Origin of the sequence: Pseudescherichia vulneris NBRC 102420, from assembly GCF_000759795.1 — a bacterium.
GTDB classification, from domain to species: Bacteria; Pseudomonadota; Gammaproteobacteria; order Enterobacterales; family Enterobacteriaceae; genus Pseudescherichia; species Pseudescherichia vulneris.
The window spans coordinates 316,297-335,894 of sequence record NZ_BBMZ01000008.1 but is presented as its reverse complement, the minus strand read 5'-3'; the positions used below and the strand labels follow the sequence as shown (position 1 = coordinate 335,894).

Sequence of the window (19,598 nt, the reverse complement as noted above, 5' to 3'; positions counted from 1 at the left end):
TCCTTATCGTTTGCCGAACCAGTTACTACCCATCCCCTGCCTTCTACGTTTAGTTATGGGTTTAGTTTGTGGTAACTCTGGTTCTTCTTCTTTATTTATTGTTTTTGTATGTTCATCTTTACTAATATCAACCAATTTTGTCTTATGTTGACGTAATTTTTTGAAGGGTTGAGTACCTAACACAGACAATGAATAACTTATTGCAATCATCGAATATACTAAACAGTCCAAAGTTTCATTTCGCGTCTGTCCTTTCTTTAACCTCCATACATACTTTCCGCCTGCTGGTTTAAGTTCTTCTGATGAAAGTTGCTCGAAGTAATCAGTAGGCAATGAAGAACTAAACCGTAGCTGTGTAGCTGCTTCACCTGGATTCTCTGATAACATTAAATTGAGTAGTTTACGTATCGAAGTCTTCTGAAGATGAACATTTAGTACTTGCAACTTGTAACCAGCCTGAGTACTTAACTTGAATAGCTCACTTGTGGTTGAAGAACTACCTTTGATCGGATGGTACTTAGGCCAGCGTGAAGTAAACCGTTTTACCGTTGCTGTTGCATTACCGTTACCACTATCTATAAACACCGCAAGTGTAGGTACGATCCTGCCTGAAACAGTCCTAAAATCTTGCCTACAAAATTCATCTAATTCCTTCCAGGCTGGAGACTCCAATTTAGTACAGTCATGACCATAGAAGATCTCATGACCAAGTACATATATATTTTTCTCATCAAATCCCAGTACTGTAGTCTCGAGCCTGTCATTTTGTTGATCAACACCAATACATACAGATAAAATTTCTGGTATCTGGTACAGGCTAAAATCATCTTCACGTAATGATTCTAATTGAAGGATATCTAATTCCTTCTGATATTCATCCTCAAAAGGCAAGCCTAATTCGTTGTTATAGAACGTTTGAAGGTTGAAATTATAGAGTGCATCAGCATATTTACTTACCATTTCCTCAATGGTATTAAGTGGTGAGTACATACGGCTAATCTGATAACCTACTACACCCTTTTCACCTTTTGTATTAGTTGCTATCCAGCGTCCACTATTAATCATTTGATGCCGCGTATGCTCGTCAATTTCTGCTTCGCAATGAGGGCAAAGTAATTTAGTAGTTGTTGAATCTGGTATAGACCTGCCATTATCTAATTGCTTAAAACTGAATGCTACTTGTTCCCATTCAAGGGTATATTCATGTCCGCAAGTGTGAGTAACAAAGTACCGCCTCTGATCTGACAGGTTGTATTCTGAGTTAATCAGATCATCTTTGTAGAGCGGAGTACTTGAAACTACTACTAATGCATCATCACCGAAGGTACTTGTACGGGCGGAAGCCAGCTTAATTGGATCACCTTCACCAGTAATCTCTACGTTACTAACCTCGTCAAAGCAACACCAAACGGCAAGTAATCCCTCTAAGATTACCTGGCGTGTTAAGGTTCAACCAATAGATGAAAGTACCGTTAACGAGCTGCGTTTGTTTTGCGTTGTTCGCTGCGTTCTTGTCGTTCTTATCAGTAACTAAAGGGGCAAGTACTTCACTGGTTTCAATAGCAGGAAGGAACTTACCATCCTTAAATTTCTTTACTTCCGCTTCACTACTTGAACCAAATGCAAAGTTACAGGGATCATTAGCCATGATTCCAAATGCTATTGACTGAAGAACTGTAGTTTTAAGTAGCTGGCTACAACTCTGGAGTACTATCTTCTTTGTGGATCGCTCCTGTGCGATATCCATTGGTTCTTTTTGGAAGGAAAATGGAACCCAATCAAGGCCCATATTTGGCCCATCAACAAACTTAACTACCCCATTACTAATCCATTCGCTTGTTTTCTGTAATTTAGGTGGCCGAATTGTCGGTAGTATCCTTTGTAGGATTGCCGTCACCTTTATCTTGTTCGTATTGTTCATTTAAGATTTCCATATCTTCTGGTAGCTCAAACTCCATTGAGCCTAACTGGTACAAAGTACTGTCAATTTCTTCTTTCAATTTATCTCGCATATCTTTAGCATCACTCATTGCAAATAACTCAAGATATACCTTCGAAGGTATTGCTCGAATACTTGTCTTAATTTGGAAAAGATATTCTGTTAGTACTTGCTCAACGTATTGGCTACTAACTACAGTCTTTAACTTTTCATCAAGCTCTAACTCTGCCAGTTGCCGTTCTGCTGTTAACTTTTGAAGGCGTTCTTGTTCGATACGTTCTTTTGTATTAGTATTGCGTAGCGGTTTGAGAACTTGATCAATGATCCATTTGCGGGACTCATCATCACTACCTGTTGGCATACCCTTCTCAACCCATGAGCGTACAGTACTCTCATCGTATCCGTACTGTTTCGCTAATGCTCTTAGAGATGTTTTCATTTTAAAATCCTTTTTGTTCGATTTATATCTATTTATAAAGGCAGGGAAAGCATATGCGTGTTTACGATGTTGATATGGTATCTAACTTAGTTGAAGAGTTTTTTAAAACTAAGGAAGTTCGAGAAATTATGCATTATGTAATTTCTTATAAACTCAATGACTGGGAAAAATGGTTCCAGATTAAGTTTGCACATTTCATTCATCAAAAAAATGAGTATATTGTTGAGCGTGAAGTAACAGCTTATCTTGACACTATGTTATTCCCTGATAGCAGCCACGTTAAAATAGATTTAGTTTTAAGGGAACAAGACCCTTTGTTTTCCAAAGGTTTTATTTTTATCGAAGTGAAATGTACTAAGAAGGCATCAGCCCTCATCAAGGGGTTAAAGGAAGATAAAGATAAAATCAAAGCTATCAAAAAATGCGAATATAGAAAGAGAAGTTTTGTAGGCATAGGTTTTTATCTTTTATGCGACCCTGAAACTTCTGACCGCATGGATAGTTACGTCACAACAAAACTAAAAGGCACTCATGAGCTTTTTAATATTTGCAAATGCTCTCAACAAAGTAAATGCAAGTGTGAATTTAAGAAAATTGGAGTGGTTATTTACTAAGTGCGGTGCGGGGCATATCGAAAATGCCACAAACAACGCTTAACATGCGGTGGTTAAACTACGCGATCATCTGAAGTTTGGCGGAGAACCTATTCATTATGTCCGTAACATCATCCAATACGTTACGGACATATCTTCTATTCAACAACTTTATCTGTACGCTGTTCTATTAATAATAAAGTTATTTTATCGCCCTTCTTCCAGAGACTATCTTTCAGTCCCCAATAGTAACTTGCCACCCTTCGATTAAACTTATGTTCGACTATATTTTCTCCCTTACCAGTATAAAGATAAACTTTATCCCCTGCTCGCAAAGTAGCAAAGGGGCTGGCATCATCGAAATAATATACATGGCGGCATTTATCAGGATCATCATTCGCACCATCCAGTACTGCATAGCTCCAGATAGCAACTGGTTCCCCACCTACCCTAAAAACTACTCGTTCAGTATCAATACTTCCAGCATTCTCAACACCAACGATCTGTAGTGTCATCCTCGCATCCTCTTCTCAGAACCGATCAGGTACTACGGCCTGTATTGTATGCGAGTAGTACTACATTACGTCTATACCTTGTCTTGGTAGATACTTCAAATTGTGAAGTATGTTCAATCCAGCATGTTCTATAGGAGCATCTGTAAACTGTTAAACGATATTGGCCTGTACTCTCCCTGTACCGCCCATACCCCTGCATTGTGGAGTGCTGATAGGTGTTGTCTGTTATGTACTGGTACTATGAGCTTGTCGCAGTACTGGCGAAGGTTCTTAAGGATGATAGGGAAGATATCCCGATCTATGTGTTCCTTAGTAAAAGTTCTGTCCAGTCTCGCTACCTTAACTACCCCAGCAACAAGCGGGATAGTACTACTGGTATAGGCTCCTACTGCATCAAGCCATACACCACCAGTAGAACAATCTGTGTCAGTAGTAAGGTACTTTAAGAATGGTAGTTCTTCTGCCCTGGTATCTGTATCAGTACTGAGTACACAAAACAGGTTGTTCTTACTAAACCAATTACCCATTCTCCGTACCTCGCGGAGCTGCTGCGTATGTATCTGCTGCCGTATGTGATCTGCTTCCCGGCCACTACCAATGATCATGCGGCAGCCGTTGATCTCTACTCTGGTTTCAAGCTCAACGCCCAATAATTTTCCACCAGTACTGGTTATTGGCACCGCAAAATTTTCAATCTTCATCTTGTCCCTTTAAGAGCATCATTATCGAGCTAACATATTGATATTGATCATTTTTTCTATGATGAAGTCAATACTTCTCCCCCTACCAAAACCTGGGAGTGAACATTTTTTAAATCATCCGGGTGACAGGATGTGTCACAGCAATGCTATTTTTTTAGGAAGGAAAAACTGTTCACTAATGCAGCGAAGCAAGTTATTGGGACTTTACAATCTCTTATGATTGTTAGAGCATAAGAAGTAATCTAACAAAAACCTATTAGTACAATTAGCGTTCGTTAATCCAATTATTTTAAATGGAGTTTTACATATGGCATACCGTGACGATTCAGATCTTGAGTTTTTGTCTAAATGTTCTGATAAAGATCTTAGTGGCTTGGTTGAATGTTTGATTTATGATAAAGATGGTGAGACCCGCTGGACTGAGGAACTTAGTGCAAATGAGATGTATAAAAAATACAAACCTCAACACAGTAAGTATTGGCAAGAAATTGCAGCAGAGATCCAGTGCTTTGGTAGTAACACATTCGCGACTATGTTACGTGGTGGTAAGGGTGTAAAGTATAAAGAAGTTTTAATTGACGTCTGTGATAAAATGAAAGTAAATTACAATAAAGACAGCTCTGTTGAGGTTATTGAGCAGAGTTTATTACTTAAAGTACTTCGTGATGCTTTAGAGAAAATGACTCCAGAAGAATTAAAAAAATTCGCGAGTGAAGTTGGCGTCAAAAACACCAGTGGTATCACAAGTGAAACTTTAGTTACTGCATTTCAAGTAATTTTCAGAAGCGGTGGTTTTAAATCTTATCAATTGACGTTAATTCTTGCTAACACTATCTTAAAAGCATTAATTGGGCGGGGTTTGTCCTTCGGGGGTAACATACTGCTAACAAGAACTATGGCCGTACTTACTGGCCCTATTGGTTGGGCGATAACTGCTATATGGACAATGATTGATGTTGGTGGGGCTGCATATCGGGTTACTATTCCAGCAGTAATTCAGGTTGCTGCACTCCGTAGCAAAATTTCAAATAATATTGCCGATGAAATAGAATTTAACTAAAACATTTATTGTATTTGTTAAGTTGAATTAAAAGTTTAAACTAAATTATTTTGAAAGCATCTGTAGAAGCATCATTTATCTATTGATGTACTGACTGAAAAACTGTACTACACCCTACCTACCAACAAACCAACCCATTTAGGTAGGGGTAGTACAATCACAGCTTAAGCGATTATCATTCTTTTGAATAGAGAAAAATTAATTCCTGTTGTAACCAAATGCTCTTGAGCACAAGACTTCTTTCCAGAACTGCTCTCTCGCAATGATAACTTTATCGTCGATCTTCATAGAATAGAACTCTAAAAGAGAGAATTGGAAGTTTTTACGAGCATATTGAAGGCCAGTTAATTTGATTAATTCTGATAATCCCTCATTCCATCCATGCCCTGTATGTACATATGTTGACCAACGAGACCAGATCCCAGTATCCCCATAGGCCGAACCTACATAATGTTTCCCATTAGATTTATCAGTAATTAAATAGACGCCTTTAACATTTGTTAAAGCCATCTTCCAGTCAAGCTTCTGACCCTTGATAATATGCTCAATATGTTCAAAACTATGATTTATATTATCAAACCCACAAAAAGTCTCACCGGAATACTCACTTTCAAATACTTCTGAAACAACCATATCTGAGTAATGATTTTCAAGATAGAAAGCCCTACCCCTTGCCCCAGGCCCTGGGTACTTAATGAGTAACCTTCCAATATAGTCTTTATGAATATCTAAAAGCTTTACTTTGTAACCGCTCGGATTTCTTTCTAAAACTTCGAATATCCCACCGAATAACCATCTATTCCGTTGATGATAAAATCTTATCAAGCTAAAGATATATTTCCTGCTAAAATCATTCCTGTTCCCCCGCCAACGGTTCCAACCTTCCCAACCATCCTTATCATTCACAAAAACGTCAAGAGGTTGTTCTTCTCCGTTATCAACGGCGAAGTGTACCTTAAACTGTGTTGGATTATCGATGTGTAGTATAGATTCAAGCTTGATCATGATGGCCCTGTTTATCATTTTCTTGTATTTGAAAGCAATGTACTCTGAGATTGAGGCTTCTTCAACATTTGATCGCTAAAGCATAGTATTGTATAAAATCGTACTGAATAACTACCCTCTCAACATAGCGAGAATCAAGAAAGTGGAATTGAAACGCTGGAACCGTGGCTTGTTAGCATTAGTTGCAATGCTATTGATACTGGCAATAATCGCAACTGTTAATATTATCATTAATCAATATAGTACTGAAAAAATGGAATTCGGTAGTTGGAGTGACTGGTTTAACACTGCCGGTACATTGGGTACATTCGTTATTGCAGCAATGGCATATCGTAAAGCACCAGACTGGCTTAAGCAAAAAACTTCTGAAGCCGCCCTTATGTTAGCGATAAAACTTAGGGATGATATAGAACTTTGCGTTAAAAACTCAAAGTTAGATTACAAAAGAGCCATAACTTTTATTAAGAAGTTTGATGAGCATCCTACCGCAGATAAGTGTTATATTGCTGGAGAACAACATAGCTCGACAATAAATAAAATTAATGCAATTTCTGCGTTGAAAGATGAGCTTCAACGCATTGAAAATAACGGAATAAAAATCATTAATAAAGATATACTTTTGCGACCTATAGAGCTGTGCATTGAATTTTATGCTTGCTCAGGTGCAATTTATAGATATCAGCGAGAACTTTTAGATCCAGAACAAACTATCACTTTAGAAAATCAACAGGAAATGCGTAAGCATTTATTTGCACTACAGTCGGTACTTAATGATATAGCAAATGAGCTAAAAACAACTGCATTCAATAAAATTTTCACCATCAGTTAGGATTGTAAAGGTGCAGCAAGTATAATGCACCTTTATAACAATATTATACTGGTCTAATAAAGAAGAAGTCGCCACCATCTTTATGTACTAAAGCGTAATGGACACCATTGATTTCATATGTGTCATCAGGATATTTTCCTGCCATGAGGTTAGTAATAATATCTACGAATGGAACGCCTTCCGAAGCTTTCTCATCCATGACAGACATAAAAGCGGGAAGTACCAAATAGAGGGTTTTCAAAGAAGTTTCCGTAGCACCATCATTTATTGAGGTAATGATAGCACCTCTCATTTTATGATCGCCATTGTTCGCCATGACTGATAATTTTATGTTCTTATCAAAAAGATATTCACCGAATGATGAATACTCAAGTTCATTCATGTGTACATCAATTTTAATCGGCTTTTCCATACGACTGAGAATTTTATTCATTCTCTCAATATAGGCTTCTGAGGTAATATCAAATGTTTTAGCATCTTTAACGTCTGCATCTAAAGAATTTCCACTGACGTTAGTTGATACCTCCTGTGTTGTAACATCATTTTTGGTTTCTTCGCCTATGTAAATCGTCACGAGAGCTATCACAAAAGCTACAATCCCTATACCGAATCCACCAACTACACCAGTAGCACGTGATAGTACCTTCCCCTTGCTCTTGTTGGTCATACTATCTGTGATCATCCAACCACCGATGATCCAAGCCGCGATACCTATTGCTGGAACAGCGAGAACTGATGCGGTACTACTCATTTTAAGATTTTCCTCATTATTAAAAATGAGAAGTATGCTCCTATTTCAATAAGTTACGCAAGATGCACGTGCCATTTATTTGTCTAATCGCACCATAATTGAATAGAGAAGCAGCTATTGGGTTATCGCTTCGCTCCCATATGTACTGAACAAACCAGAATAAGAAATGGTTTATGTACCGAATCAATTAAATCAAAACCAATCGAATTACATTGCTGTAGGTATCGGCAGTATCAAGTACATTCAAAAAAAAATGTTAGTACATACTTGAGCCGATACCTAATAGATGTAATTCAAGCCAAATGCGAAGCGTTTGTGCTTCAATACCTATATACAGGTGATTTGATTAACAGTTACGATTGCCCCCTACGGGGACAATGAAACCATCTCAAGATTTAGGGCATCTCTCCGGTACTCCGTACCCTCGTTATTGCCCTAAATCAGCTCTTTTTTTTAATTATGCGATATGAATAATAGTTATACTATATAAGTAATAAACATATCGCTATTATGATGCCATATCGCTAAAGTCAAAATGAAAGTACATTTTGGTAATAATCTAATTGTTCTAACCATTCCAATCCGTGTTGGTCAGCATACTGTTCCTGTTCATTACGCCAATCATAAAATCGCTTCTTGAAATCTGGCTTGCTCTTATTACGTGCTTTGAAGTTGGCGAAACGAGTTGCAAGTACTTTATCGCCCTTAACAGTACCTTTTGGCCGCCCAGCTTCTTTACGTACTTTAGTAAGTCCCAGATTGATGTAGTTGTACTTAGCACCTTGCATCGTATGTGCTGTAACCTCATCAAACACATAGACGTTCATTACCTCATCACTACTGTAGTTGCGAACAATGCCCCGGTACACAAACTGGTTTAGAGTTTCGTATGTCCACTGGTTCACAAGATCAGTGCTTTCCAGTCCCCAAATTGCGTTGTAGTGGGGTACTACAACATCTGATGGATTCATTGCTGCCATGAATACCGCCGAGGTATAGTCCATAAGAGTATTGATGCCACGCTGATTACAGCCGATCTTCTTACCAGACAGTGAGAATGTAATCTCTTCATCATTGTTTATCGTCCAATAGTAGTTAGATACGTTATCTGTGATGTACTTTTCAATCTTATCGATGGTAGCTTTTTGATTCTTCATAATGCTTTTTGACAGGCCAAACTTTTCATCCTTCATAAAGTAGTTCATAACAATTCGAGAATTATTATTTTCTTTGAAAGTTTTGTTGTAATGTACCTGTATGAATTTTTCTTTATTCGCTTTGTACAGTAATGTCTGTTCAAAGTTATTTGCAAGGTATGTAATATCTAAATTGTACTGGTGGTCTGTGTACTGTGCAATATCATAATCGCCCCAAAGAATAACTTTGTTATATTTTTCATTGAGGGACTCTTCATAGATACCCTTGCGATGGTACATGTCCAGTTGCTTGTAATGTTTCCAAGCATCCTGTAGATCCTGAGATATGTTTTCAATAGGGCATAGATCATATGTACGGTACATACGGTCAAGGTCGCCGCCGTCCCCTTCTATCTCAATGTAATCACCAGTAATGAACATTTTTTCATAAACTGCCTCAATGTTATCCTGATTCGATTTATTACGTGAAATGACGTTACAAAAATCAACGCAATCATCAATGAAGATCGTCCAGCCCATGAGACGATACAGGTCAATTCTATAGTACATTTTGTCAGTAATGAACATTACGCACGGTTTAGTACTGCTCAGTTGCTTATGGATTTCAGTAAGTAGATCACTACTATAAGTACCTGTATGGACGATAACTGCATCCAAAATGTCTTTACTGAACTCATCAATGAGTTCCTTAGTTGGTTGTACTATCAAAAACCGTTTATGAGGATTATTGAAGATCTCAGTTTTGATATGTACGCCTTTACCTGTTCCTGGTTCTCCAGCGATAAATTTTAGTTTATTATTTTTATAAATACTCATGTAAAAATCCTTTTAGTTAATGTTTAATATTTAGATGCCAGTATTCCAGTACTGGCATCTTTTTTATCTTTTGTACTTGGTATTTCTTAGTGTTACTTCTGATACGTTATCAACAACATCTTTAGGTAACTGCTGATATCTGGATTCAAACTTTGTACCGTTCAGTATCGAACCATAAACTTGTTTTGAAGAATCCCGTTTGAACTCTGCATTAGCCCATGTCGTTATTGTGGTCTGCGTATGTTTACCAGTGGCATACTCTCTAAATAAATCGTTATATTGTTCTGAACTCAACCAACCACTCGTATCTTTCTTCCGCTTTCTATTTTTAGATGAAGTATTTTCCCGATGAGATACCCATTCAAGATTTGATTCAGAATTATTAGTACGATCATTATCTTTATGATGTACTTCATCACCTGAATTTTTATCTTTATGGAATGCAGTACAAACAACAATATGCAAATTTACTGTTTTACCGTTTATTGATACTTGGTAATAACCAGTTATTTTATTGAAGTAAGTAGAAATATATTGTTTTCTCTTTACACTCCAAACCTTCCCATCATTTGATACGAAATAATCATCATTGTATTTCGCGTGATTCGTTCCATGAATCATCATATTGTAACCTCCATATTTTATTTTTTATTGAACACCATGTACTGATTTACAAGATATTGTAAAGTAGCTGATAAGTTCTTCTTTTGTACTTTGTCACTGTTCATAATCTCCTGTAGTGCCTGTACTTGAACATCATTCAAACGCACAGTAATAACATTACCTTTTTTAATTTGATTCATAAGTTTACCTATATGTGTATACGAATTATTGAATTTTTCCCGCAAAAAAGTACCTGCAAGAAATGCAGGTATCTTTTTCTTAGGAGGTAAATAATATCTAACGTGCTGACCCGACGTTAAAAGGTTATTTATTATGATTATACCACAATAAGTTTTTCTGTTTCATTTATTTATAGTAAAATCAACTTATATCTTTACATTTGATAATCAAATATATTAGTCATTGTAAATTGAACTGTTTCGCCATATGCAATATCATTAAAAACAAGATTATTAGCCACTGTACCCGTAAAACGCTTACCTTCTACATTTGTTATTACTACCCAAAAACGTTCACGATTAGAACACACTTTTACCAGATGCCCCGGTTTTAATAACGACAACTCATCATAGTCATACACCAAAAATGTCTCTGGATGTAGCCGAGCCATTCGCTGGGCGTTCATGAAACGTAATTTATTCATTTACAATTATCCTATTATTTGTACGGTTCAAAACCCATTTGAGAAGGAATCTTCTATCTCTATATTAAGTATAGGATAAAAAACTTTTTTGTTTCACCTTTTTTCGTTTTCTACTTTATTTATCCAAGACGGCCTGAATATGGCGATAAACAGTAGAAATAAAAAAAACAAATGGTAGTAAAACAACATATAGTACCGTTCTGAAAATCTCTACAAAACCATCTATTAACCACAACATACTACATACCTCCGTCTTAATTAGTATGTAGTATTTATCATTTAATTTATATTTGAGGTAGAAAAGATGGTTATGCATTCATTTAGCTACAACATTGTCCGGCTCAATGTTGATGCTTTATTACTTAGCTATTGCTAATTTTTTAAAGTCTTGAATATTTTTCTTGCTATCCTCTAAGGCATAATCTTTCAAGTACTTCTGGTAGTACTTCTGACTGACACCATTCAAAGTACCTTTCTCATTCATATAGAACTCTTCGCCATTGTACTTGGCATTTATTGGGAAATCCTGTTGGTACTCGGTACTGTAGGCTCGCATGAAAGTATCAAGTACTTTGAGTTCTTTTCTTTCCTTAACTACTTGTTGGTATTCTGGTGAATCAGTAATTGCTTTAGTAAGTTTTTTATGACTCGTTTCATAGGTAGATTCACCCAAAGTAATTTGGTACTTTTTCACTTCTGCTTTGGTTGTTGCCACTGTGCCGCCTAACTCTCGGATAACATCTGTAACATCAAGGCCGTACTCAGCAATCATCCGTTTGATTTCTTCCATTTGAAATTGCAGTACCTCTTGTTTCTGGATTTGAGCCTTCGCCTTCTCAATCAGATCCATTAAATCCTGCGTTTTCATTTTATCTAAATTCATCATCACTCACCTCTATTAAAATTTATATTTAGGAAACTGGTAGTACCGAAGCGTTTCGATGAGCAGAGAATATAAACTGAAATGCGAACATGCAAATTTATTTTTATCGGTTTTTTCATACTGACACCTAACAATCCCTAAAACCAAGAAAAAGTCGCTCTAACTCCCTGTTAGTAAAGGATGAATTAACTAATTACTGGGAAAAGAAAATTGTAAAGATAAGTTCAAAGTAATTACTTTTTTGAGTTTTAATGTTGAAAGTACTAATTAGGATGGGGCAAAACATATAGTATTAGTACTATTAAGTACTTTCTAAAACACTATATGGGTTTTGATAAAGCTATTAGGTAATTTATTTTTGGCAATAAAAAAGCCCCATATGGGGCCTTTAAAGTACTAATACATTAGTTATCTTCAGACAAGAGTTTCTTAACTTTATCTTCAGTCAAGATATCATCACCCATTGAGTATGTATTCTTAGTACTATCATACGTAACCATACCCTTATTGGTTTTGAAATTAACAAAACCATCCTCAATGTATGTATTGCGATGTAGTTCTCCAGTACTGGAATCGATGTTCAACCATTGCACATCTCCACCAACAAGATACTCTATTGCGATCAGAAGATTTTTATCGTACTTAATGATTTTAATCACCTTAATGATTTTACGTAGTTTGATATTAAACTCTTGCCTCAAAGCAATGTTACTTACATCTGCTAATTCAGGTGTAATGCTCTTTACTACATCATCGAAATCATTATCAATGTTATTAATGAGCTTCAACTCTTCAATTCTTATTTCAATCTCACGTATCTTGTTTTCAATGTTAGTGAGAATCCGATAATCACGTTCACTTGGTATATCAACTGCGTCAACAACCTTAAGTACTTCATTTCGGTAATTTGAATAGTATGTCAATTCTTCTAATAGTTGTGTTTTTTCTTCATTAGAACTTGTTACGCCTAAAGTCTCAATATGAAAATGCCTCATATGTTCAATGATTGCATTTTCAATGATTTCATATTTGAAGCCTCTCGCCTTACATCTTTCATTACCAGCGAGGGAATATGAGCATCTACCGAATCGTTTAGTACCATCTGTATGAAGCAAAATGTGTGCACTATTGCATACACCACACATCATAATACCTGCAAAAATGGTATTTGCTCTTTTATTGATCTTCTTATTCCTACCAGGGCTTTTCAACCTTTGCTGGGCGGTATTGTAATCCAGATCTGAAATAATTACTGGGTATAAACTGATCCCGTCTAAGTGCTTACGCAAATCAGATTGTGTACGATGTTTACCAGTTACACGTATGTCATTTAAGATACGATGTACGTTCCAATCTCCCCAAGTTTTATTATTGTATAGCCAACCACGCTTATTTAACTCTTCTCTAATATACGCCTGACCAAAACCTTTATTGTACAACTCAAAGATCAACCGTATCGATTTAGTATGCTCTGGTAATTCGATGTACTCATTATTCTCAACCCTCAGCCAACTGGGGCAACGGCCTGTGAGTACTGCATTATTTTTAACAACATTATCGAAACGTTTATCCCAGTTTTTCAGAGATAATCTCTGTTTTCGCAAAGACTCTTTATGGCTTCGAATCAGTCCAGAGCTAATTAGGTTCAAATCAGAATGTTTATGGTGTACAATTTCATTTTCCGCCTCGTGAATATTGCAGCCCGATTCAATTAGTTGCAAAAACATCAGGGCCGCTGTCTGGGGATTGGTTCGGCTCCATCGGTCAATGTTTTCGAGACAAAGCACCGCATTTTTTATACGGCCTGACCTGATATCTTCAATGAAATTTAGTAGTACGGAACCTGGTGCCAAGTTTTTTCCCGAAAATCCAGATACACCTTCGGCATTAAGAAAAACAACTGATTCAGTACTAAGACTATACCCAAGTTTTTCTTGATCACGATATGTATCTACATAGTTCATCAAAAGGTTTTGTTGGCGAGACATACCATACCCACCCTTATCAGTTCCCTGATGCTTAGTAGATACCCTGCAATAACAATATGCCGTCTTAGTAATCATTACGTTCATCCAGTTCAAAATTTTACTGTAATTTAGCATACCTTATGGTGGTGATCGGCATTATTGCCATCCTCAGCGCTATCGGCATTCCCGCTTACCAAAACTACCTGCGCAAAGCGGCCCTCACCGACATGCTGCAAACCTTTATTCCCTACCGCACCGCCATTGAGCTGTGCGCTCTCGATCGTGGCGGTACGGAGAGCTGCGACGGCGGCAGCAATGGTATCCCCTCTCCCACCACCACGCGCTACGTTTCCGAGATGAGCGTCGAGAACGGTACGGTCACGCTGACCGGGCAGGAGAGCCTCGCCGGGCTGAGCGTGACGCTGGTGCCGCAGTGGAGCAGCAGCAGCGGCGTAAGCGGCTGGCAGCGTACCTGCGACGTGCAAAACGACGCGGCGTTCCAGCAGGCCTGCGAAGACGTTTTCCGCTTCGACTATCAGTAAGGAGGGAATATGGATATCCCCGCATCGTTCGCTGCGCAGAGTCATTTGCCTGCCGTCAGCGAGGGCAGCACCTCCGTGGTTGAGCTGCTTAACCAGACGCTCCAGCAGGCGCTGGCGCAGCGGGCGTCCGACATCCATTTTGAGCCGGGGGAGGATCACTACCGCATTCGGCTACGCATTGACGGCGTACTCCATGCCCTTCCCTCTCTGGCACGGGAGAGCGCAAAGACGTTGACGGCACGCCTGAAGGTGCTGGGCAGCCTGGACATCGCCGAGCGGCGTCTGCCGCAGGATGGACAGTTTACGGTTACGCTCTCCGGCAGAGCGATCTCGTTTCGTATCGCCACGCTGCCCTGTCGCCACGGGGAGAAGATCGTCCTGCGCCTGCTGCATCAGGTGAACCAGCCGCTGGATCTCGCTGCGCTGGGCATGGAGCCGACGCAGCTGGCTCACTTTCAAACGGCGCTTGCCAGACCGCAGGGGCTGATGCTGGTTACCGGACCCACGGGCAGCGGCAAAACCGTGACGCTCTACAGCGCGCTGGCGGCGCGCAACCTGCCCGAAGTCAATATTTGCAGCGTAGAGGATCCGGTAGAGATCCCGCTGGAAGGGCTAAACCAGACGCAGATCAACCCCCGGGCGGGGCTGCACTTCCACAGCGTACTGCGGGCGCTGCTGCGCCAGGATCCGGACATCATCATGGTGGGCGAGATCCGCGATGGCGAAACGGCGGAGATTGCTATCAAAGCCTCCCAGACCGGTCACCTGGTGCTCACTACCCTGCACACCAGCTCGACCAGCGAAGCGCTGGTAAGGATCGCCCAGATGGGCGTTGCGCGCTGGATGATCGCCTCTGCGCTCTCGCTGGTGGTGGCACAGCGGCTGGTGCGTAAGCTCTGCCCGCACTGTCGTCGCCAACATTTGGAGGATGTTACCCTGCCGCCAGGCCTGTGGCCCCGCGCTCTGCCCCACTGGCAGGCCATCGGCTGTGAAGCGTGCTACCACGGCTTCTGCGGCAGAGTCGCGCTCTTTGAGGTGCTGAGCGTCAACCGCACCCTGCGTCAGGCCATTGCCAGCGGCGAGCCTGCTGAGCGCATTGAGCAGCAGGCGAGCCAGGAGGGTATGCTCACCCTATTTGAACACGGCTGTCTTGCCATTGAGCAGGGGTTAACCACCCTTGAGGAGCTGCTGCGGGTGCTGGGGATGCCCCATGCAGGCTAAACAGCTCTGGCACTGGCGGGGCCTTGATGAATCAGGCCAGCGCTGTGAAGGGGCACGCTGGGGGGCAGATCGTCTGGCCGTCGCCGATGCGCTGCAAGCTGAGCAGATCTTTATTCTAGCTCTCCGGCGCAGCGCGGTTCGAACGGCAGCCTGGCGCGGGACACACCGCTGCGAGGTCGTGCACCAGCTGGCAACGCTGCTCAAGGCGGGCCTGACCCTGCCCGATGCGCTGCTGATGCTCTCCCGTCAGCACCCGGTACGCCAGTGGCAGGCGCTGCTGCAAAGCCTGGCGGAGGATCTTGCCCAGGGCACCGCGCTCTCTGCGGCCATGCGCCGCTGGCCGGACGCCTTTCCGCCGATCTATATCGCCATGATCCACACCGGGGAGCTGACCGGCGCGTTGGATGAGTGCTGCTTCCAGCTTGCCGCCCAGCAGAAAACCCAGCTAGCGCTGGCCGGTAAGGTCAAAAAGGCGCTGCGCTACCCGCTGATCGTTCTGTCCCTGGCCGTAGCGGTAACGCTGGCGATGATCCTGCTGGTGCTGCCCGAGTTCGCTGCCATCTACCGGACATTCAATACACCGCTGCCGGCACTCACCCGTGGCGTCATGGCGCTCTCGGGGCTGATTACCCGCGCTGGACCCTGGATGCTGGCGGCAACCCTGCTTCTTGCCGCCAGCGGATTTGCCCTGCGCAAACACCCGCCGTGGCTGCGCTATCGGCAGCGGCTGCTACTGAGCATCCCGGTCGTCGGTGGGCTGGTGCGAGGCCAGAAGCTTAGCCAGATATTTACCGTGTTGGCCCTCACCCAGCGGGCGGGTATTGCCTTTTTACAGGGGCTGGAGAGCGTCGAGGCAACCTTGACCTGCCCTCACTGGCGCGAAGCGATCCATCATATCCATCAGGAGATCGCGCAGGGAACGCCCATCTGGGCGGCGCTAAAAAACAGCGGGCAGTTTAGCGCCCTGTGCATTCAGCTGGTGCAGACCGGTGAGGCTTCGGGAGCGCTCGATACCATGCTCGACAACCTTGCCCGCCACCATAGCGAGCTGACGCAGCAGCAGGCAGATAGCCTGGCCACGCTGCTGGAGCCGCTGATGCTGGTGGTGACCGGGGTTATCATCGGAACGCTGATCGTCGCCATGTATTTGCCGATTTTTCATCTGGGGGATGCGATGAGCGGAATGGGATAAAAACAGAAGAGAAGCTGGCGCAGCGAACCGCGCCAGCACAGGCATCAGAGGCTATTGAAAACGCGGTTTTCCTGCTCGGCGACGCGAATAAAGGTGGTGCGCTTGGTCAGCTCTTTCAGGCGGGAAGCCCCGACATAGGTGCAGGCTGAACGCAGGCCGCCAAGGATATCACGCGCGGTATTCTCAACCGGGCCGCGCAGGGCCAGCTTAACGGTTTTCCCTTCCGCCGCGCGGTAGCCTGCAACGCCGCCAACGTGACGGTTCATTGCTGACTCGGAGCTCATGCCGTAGAAAAGCATGAATTTTTCACCGTTCTCGTCAACGACGGTGCCGCCGCTCTCTTCATGACCGGCCAGCATGCCGCCCAGCATCACGAAGTCCGCGCCGCCGCCAAAGGCTTTTGCCACGTCGCCCGGTACGGTACAGCCGCCGTCGCTGACGATCTGGCCGCCGAGACCGTGGGCCGCATCGGCACACTCGATCACCGCAGAGAGCTGCGGATAGCCGACGCCAGTTTTCACGCGCGTGGTGCAGACAGAGCCTGGGCCGATGCCGACCTTGACGATATCTGCCCCGGCGAGGATCAGCTCTTCACACATTTCGCCCGTTACGACGTTACCGGCACAGATGGTTTTCGTCGGCCACGCCGCACGCGCTTTAGTCACGAACTGCACGAAGTGCTCGGAGTAACCGTTAGCAACGTCAATACAGATAAAGCCCAGCGCCGGACTGGCGTCGAGGATCTGCTTGGTCTTTTCAAAGTCAGCGTCGGAGGTACCGGTTGATACCATCACGTGTTTCAGCACGTCAGCGGACTCTGCATCAACAAAGGCTTTCCACTCTTCAACGGAGTAGTGTTTGTGCACGGCGGTCAGGATATCGAACGCCGCCAGCGCTTTCGCCATCGCGAAGGTGCCTACGGTATCCATGTTCGCTGCCATTACAGGAACGCCAGACCAGGTCATGCCAGAGTGCTTAAAGGTATATTCGCGTTCTAGCTGGACATCAGAACGACTTTTGAGGGTAGAGCGCTTAGGGCGGATAAGAACGTCTTTAAAGCCTAATTTCAGATCTTCTTCAATACGCATGAACGGATTCCTGGGGTTAATGGCGACTAACGCATACGAGCTAACACACAACTCCAGTGACGCTATCATACGCACTAAATAGGAGTCCGCAAGACTGCGAAATTCTCTTTTTTTACGCTACAATCCTATAAATTTACCTGCCGAATGGGCGGGGTCCGGATTATTGAACGTTTCGTTTTCCGTACAAATTATAACCTTTTGATTTGTGAAATAAATAAATCAAGAGCTCGTGAGCTGGCAGAGCAGTCTGGGATTTTGCGTTATGGGGTATACGGTCGCCTTAACCGGGGGAATAGGCAGCGGGAAAAGTACGATTGCCAACGAATTCCTGAAAAACGGGGTTAGCGTCGTTGATGCTGATGTCATTGCCCGCCAGGTCGTAGAGCCTGGCGCTCCTGCCCTACGCGCAATCGCGGCCCATTTTGGGCCAGAGACGATCCAGCCGGACGGCACGCTTAACCGCCGCCTGCTGCGTGAACGCATTTTCGCCTCGCCAGACGACAAACGCTGGCTTAACGCCCTACTCCACCCCCTGATCCACGAGGAGACCCAGCGGCAGATTGCCGGGGCGACATCGCCCTACGTGCTGTGGGTGGTACCGCTGCTGGTGGAGAACCAGCTGCACACCAAAGCCGATCGGGTTCTGGTGGTTGACGTCTCTCCGGAGACACAAATTTCCCGCACGATGGCGCGCGATGGCGTTACGCGTGAGCACGCTGAGCATATTCTTGCCGCTCAGGCCACGCGAGAAGCCCGCCTTGCCGTCGCGGATGACGTTATTGACAATAATGGCGCACCAGATGCCGTTGCATCGGATGTTGCCCGCCTGCATGAGGCGTACCTACGCTACGCTTCCCAGGTCGTATCACAGGAAAAACCGTAATGCAGACCCACGTCCTTTTTGAACACCCGCTCAATGAAAAGATGCGCACCTGGCTGCGCATTGAATTTTTGCTCCAGCAGCTCAAGGCCCGGCTCCCTGTCAACGATCACGCTGACGCCTTACACTTTTTTCGTAACGCCGGAGACCTGCTTGACGTGTTCGAACGCGGCGATATCCGCACCGAACTGCTGAAAGAGCTTGAGCGCCAGCAGCGTAAGCTGAAAGCGTGGGTAGAAGTGCCTGGCGTCGACCAGAGCCGTATTGATGCGGTGCGCGACCAGCTTAAGCAGAGCAGCAGCACGCTGATGGCCGCCCCGCGTGTGGGGCAGCTGCTGCGTGAAGAGCGGCTGATTGGCCTGGTGCGCCAGCGTCTCTCTATTCCTGGCGGCTGCTGCAGCTTTGACCTGCCGACGCTGCACCTGTGGCTTTATGCCCCTCAGTCCCAGCGCGATGAGCAGGTTGCCGTCTGGCTGGAGAGCCTCCAGCCGCTGACCCAGACCCTGACGCTGATCCTCGACCTGATCCGCAACTCTGCCCCCTTCCGTAAGCAGACCAGCCTGAACGGCTTTTACCAGGATAACGGTGACGATGCCGATCTGCTGCGTCTGGAGCTCACGCTTGCCGACCAGCTCTATCCGCAAATCTCCGGGCATAAGAGCCGCTTTGCCATCCGCTTTATGCCGCTGGACAGTGAAAACGGCCACGTGCCCGAGCGTCTCGATTTTGGCCTGGCCTGCTGTTAAGGAGTAA

General features: G+C 43.4%; 21 protein-coding genes and 1 pseudogene. 8 read left to right on the top strand and 14 right to left on the bottom strand.

What is annotated here, in order from left to right; all coding sequences use genetic code 11:
* Positions 1-3: 3 nt before the first annotated feature.
* The 4 genes and pseudogenes from EV102420_RS07435 to EV102420_RS07430 form a co-directional block, all read right to left on the bottom strand.
* Complete coding sequence (locus tag EV102420_RS07435; RefSeq protein ID WP_370678337.1) at positions 4-1,065, bottom strand: terminase gpA endonuclease subunit; 1,062 nt, start codon at positions 1,063-1,065, stop codon at positions 4-6.
* Positions 1,066-1,104: 39 nt separating this feature from the next.
* Positions 1,105-1,347 (bottom strand): annotated as a pseudogene (locus EV102420_RS22865) (phage terminase large subunit family protein); the annotation flags it as partial.
* A 46-nt stretch (positions 1,348-1,393) separates the two neighbouring features.
* The gene (locus tag EV102420_RS22705; protein WP_255211657.1) at positions 1,394-1,789 is read right to left on the bottom strand and encodes a phage terminase large subunit family protein; all 396 of its coding nucleotides are present in this window, start codon (positions 1,787-1,789) and stop codon (positions 1,394-1,396) included.
* Positions 1,790-1,850: 61 nt separating this feature from the next.
* Positions 1,851-2,378 (bottom strand): hypothetical protein, encoded by a 528-nt coding sequence (locus EV102420_RS07430; RefSeq protein ID WP_052512330.1) that lies wholly within the window; start codon positions 2,376-2,378, stop codon positions 1,851-1,853.
* Between the two features lie 53 nt (positions 2,379-2,431).
* Here EV102420_RS07430 and EV102420_RS07425 point away from each other — a divergent pair, with 53 nt between their 5' ends.
* Positions 2,432-2,992: a hypothetical protein gene (locus EV102420_RS07425; protein WP_042390492.1), complete on the top strand. Its 561-nt coding sequence runs from the start codon at positions 2,432-2,434 to the stop codon at positions 2,990-2,992.
* A gap of 137 nt (positions 2,993-3,129) precedes the next feature.
* Here EV102420_RS07425 and EV102420_RS22300 read toward each other — a convergent pair whose 3' ends face one another.
* Positions 3,130-3,486 (bottom strand): hypothetical protein, encoded by a 357-nt coding sequence (locus tag EV102420_RS22300; RefSeq protein ID WP_131405999.1) that lies wholly within the window; start codon positions 3,484-3,486, stop codon positions 3,130-3,132.
* A gap of 128 nt (positions 3,487-3,614) precedes the next feature.
* A complete protein-coding gene (locus EV102420_RS22490) occupies positions 3,615-4,187 on the bottom strand; it encodes a hypothetical protein (protein ID WP_147282682.1) in 573 nt (190 codons plus the stop codon).
* A 307-nt stretch (positions 4,188-4,494) separates the two neighbouring features.
* On the opposite strand from EV102420_RS22490, the gene EV102420_RS07415 reads away from it, so the two are divergent.
* Positions 4,495-5,247: a YaaW family protein gene (locus EV102420_RS07415; RefSeq protein WP_042390491.1), complete on the top strand. Its 753-nt coding sequence runs from the start codon at positions 4,495-4,497 to the stop codon at positions 5,245-5,247.
* Between the two features lie 198 nt (positions 5,248-5,445).
* Here the strand turns inward: EV102420_RS07415 and EV102420_RS07410 are convergent, their stop codons facing one another.
* Positions 5,446-6,252, bottom strand: coding sequence for a GIY-YIG nuclease family protein (locus EV102420_RS07410; protein WP_042390705.1), 807 nt, complete (start codon positions 6,250-6,252; stop codon positions 5,446-5,448).
* A gap of 142 nt (positions 6,253-6,394) precedes the next feature.
* On the opposite strand from EV102420_RS07410, the gene EV102420_RS07405 reads away from it, so the two are divergent.
* On the top strand, positions 6,395-7,081 hold the full coding sequence (locus tag EV102420_RS07405) for a hypothetical protein (protein WP_131405998.1): 687 nt from the start codon (positions 6,395-6,397) through the stop codon (positions 7,079-7,081).
* Between the two features lie 43 nt (positions 7,082-7,124).
* Here EV102420_RS07405 and EV102420_RS07400 read toward each other — a convergent pair whose 3' ends face one another.
* The 6 genes from EV102420_RS07400 to EV102420_RS07375 all read right to left on the bottom strand — a co-directional run bounded on the left by EV102420_RS07400 (position 7,125) and on the right by EV102420_RS07375 (position 14,018).
* Positions 7,125-7,832, bottom strand: a complete 708-nt coding sequence (locus EV102420_RS07400) for a hypothetical protein (protein WP_042390488.1) — start codon at positions 7,830-7,832, stop codon at positions 7,125-7,127.
* 530 nt (positions 7,833-8,362) lie between these two features.
* Positions 8,363-9,805, bottom strand: coding sequence for a DEAD/DEAH box helicase family protein (locus EV102420_RS07395; protein ID WP_042390486.1), 1,443 nt, complete (start codon positions 9,803-9,805; stop codon positions 8,363-8,365).
* Positions 9,806-9,868: 63 nt separating this feature from the next.
* Positions 9,869-10,429, bottom strand: coding sequence for an HNH endonuclease signature motif containing protein (locus EV102420_RS21200; protein WP_072015204.1), 561 nt, complete (start codon positions 10,427-10,429; stop codon positions 9,869-9,871).
* Between the two features lie 373 nt (positions 10,430-10,802).
* On the bottom strand, positions 10,803-11,072 hold the full coding sequence (locus EV102420_RS22295) for a hypothetical protein (protein ID WP_131405997.1): 270 nt from the start codon (positions 11,070-11,072) through the stop codon (positions 10,803-10,805).
* A 358-nt stretch (positions 11,073-11,430) separates the two neighbouring features.
* A complete protein-coding gene (locus tag EV102420_RS07380) occupies positions 11,431-11,958 on the bottom strand; it encodes a hypothetical protein (protein ID WP_042390482.1) in 528 nt (175 codons plus the stop codon).
* A 401-nt stretch (positions 11,959-12,359) separates the two neighbouring features.
* Positions 12,360-14,018, bottom strand: a complete 1,659-nt coding sequence (locus EV102420_RS07375) for a recombinase family protein (protein WP_165570656.1) — start codon at positions 14,016-14,018, stop codon at positions 12,360-12,362.
* A 44-nt stretch (positions 14,019-14,062) separates the two neighbouring features.
* On the opposite strand from EV102420_RS07375, the gene ppdD reads away from it, so the two are divergent.
* From ppdD to hofC, 3 genes are read left to right on the top strand one after another with little or no spacing between them, the layout of a single operon-like run.
* Positions 14,063-14,464, top strand: coding sequence for a prepilin peptidase-dependent pilin (ppdD, locus tag EV102420_RS07370; protein WP_042390480.1), 402 nt, complete (start codon positions 14,063-14,065; stop codon positions 14,462-14,464).
* Positions 14,465-14,473: 9 nt separating this feature from the next.
* Entirely contained in the window at positions 14,474-15,685 is a 1,212-nt protein-coding gene (gene gspE, locus EV102420_RS07365; protein WP_077776500.1) for a type II secretion system protein GspE, read from the top strand.
* Positions 15,675-16,877 (top strand): protein transport protein HofC, encoded by a 1,203-nt coding sequence (gene hofC / locus EV102420_RS07360; RefSeq protein ID WP_042390478.1) that lies wholly within the window; start codon positions 15,675-15,677, stop codon positions 16,875-16,877. Before gspE ends, hofC begins: the two co-directional genes overlap by 11 nt.
* 44 nt (positions 16,878-16,921) lie before the next feature.
* Here the strand turns inward: hofC and EV102420_RS07355 are convergent, their stop codons facing one another.
* Complete coding sequence (locus EV102420_RS07355; protein ID WP_042390476.1) at positions 16,922-17,965, bottom strand: GMP reductase; 1,044 nt, start codon at positions 17,963-17,965, stop codon at positions 16,922-16,924.
* 262 nt (positions 17,966-18,227) lie between these two features.
* Between EV102420_RS07355 and coaE the strand changes: the two genes are divergently transcribed.
* Entirely contained in the window at positions 18,228-18,848 is a 621-nt protein-coding gene (gene coaE, locus EV102420_RS07350) for a dephospho-CoA kinase (protein WP_042390474.1), read from the top strand.
* Positions 18,848-19,591, top strand: coding sequence for a cell division protein ZapD (gene zapD / locus EV102420_RS07345; protein ID WP_042390472.1), 744 nt, complete (start codon positions 18,848-18,850; stop codon positions 19,589-19,591). The genes coaE and zapD overlap by 1 nt, the downstream gene beginning before the upstream one ends.
* Positions 19,592-19,598: the final 7 nt, after the last annotated feature.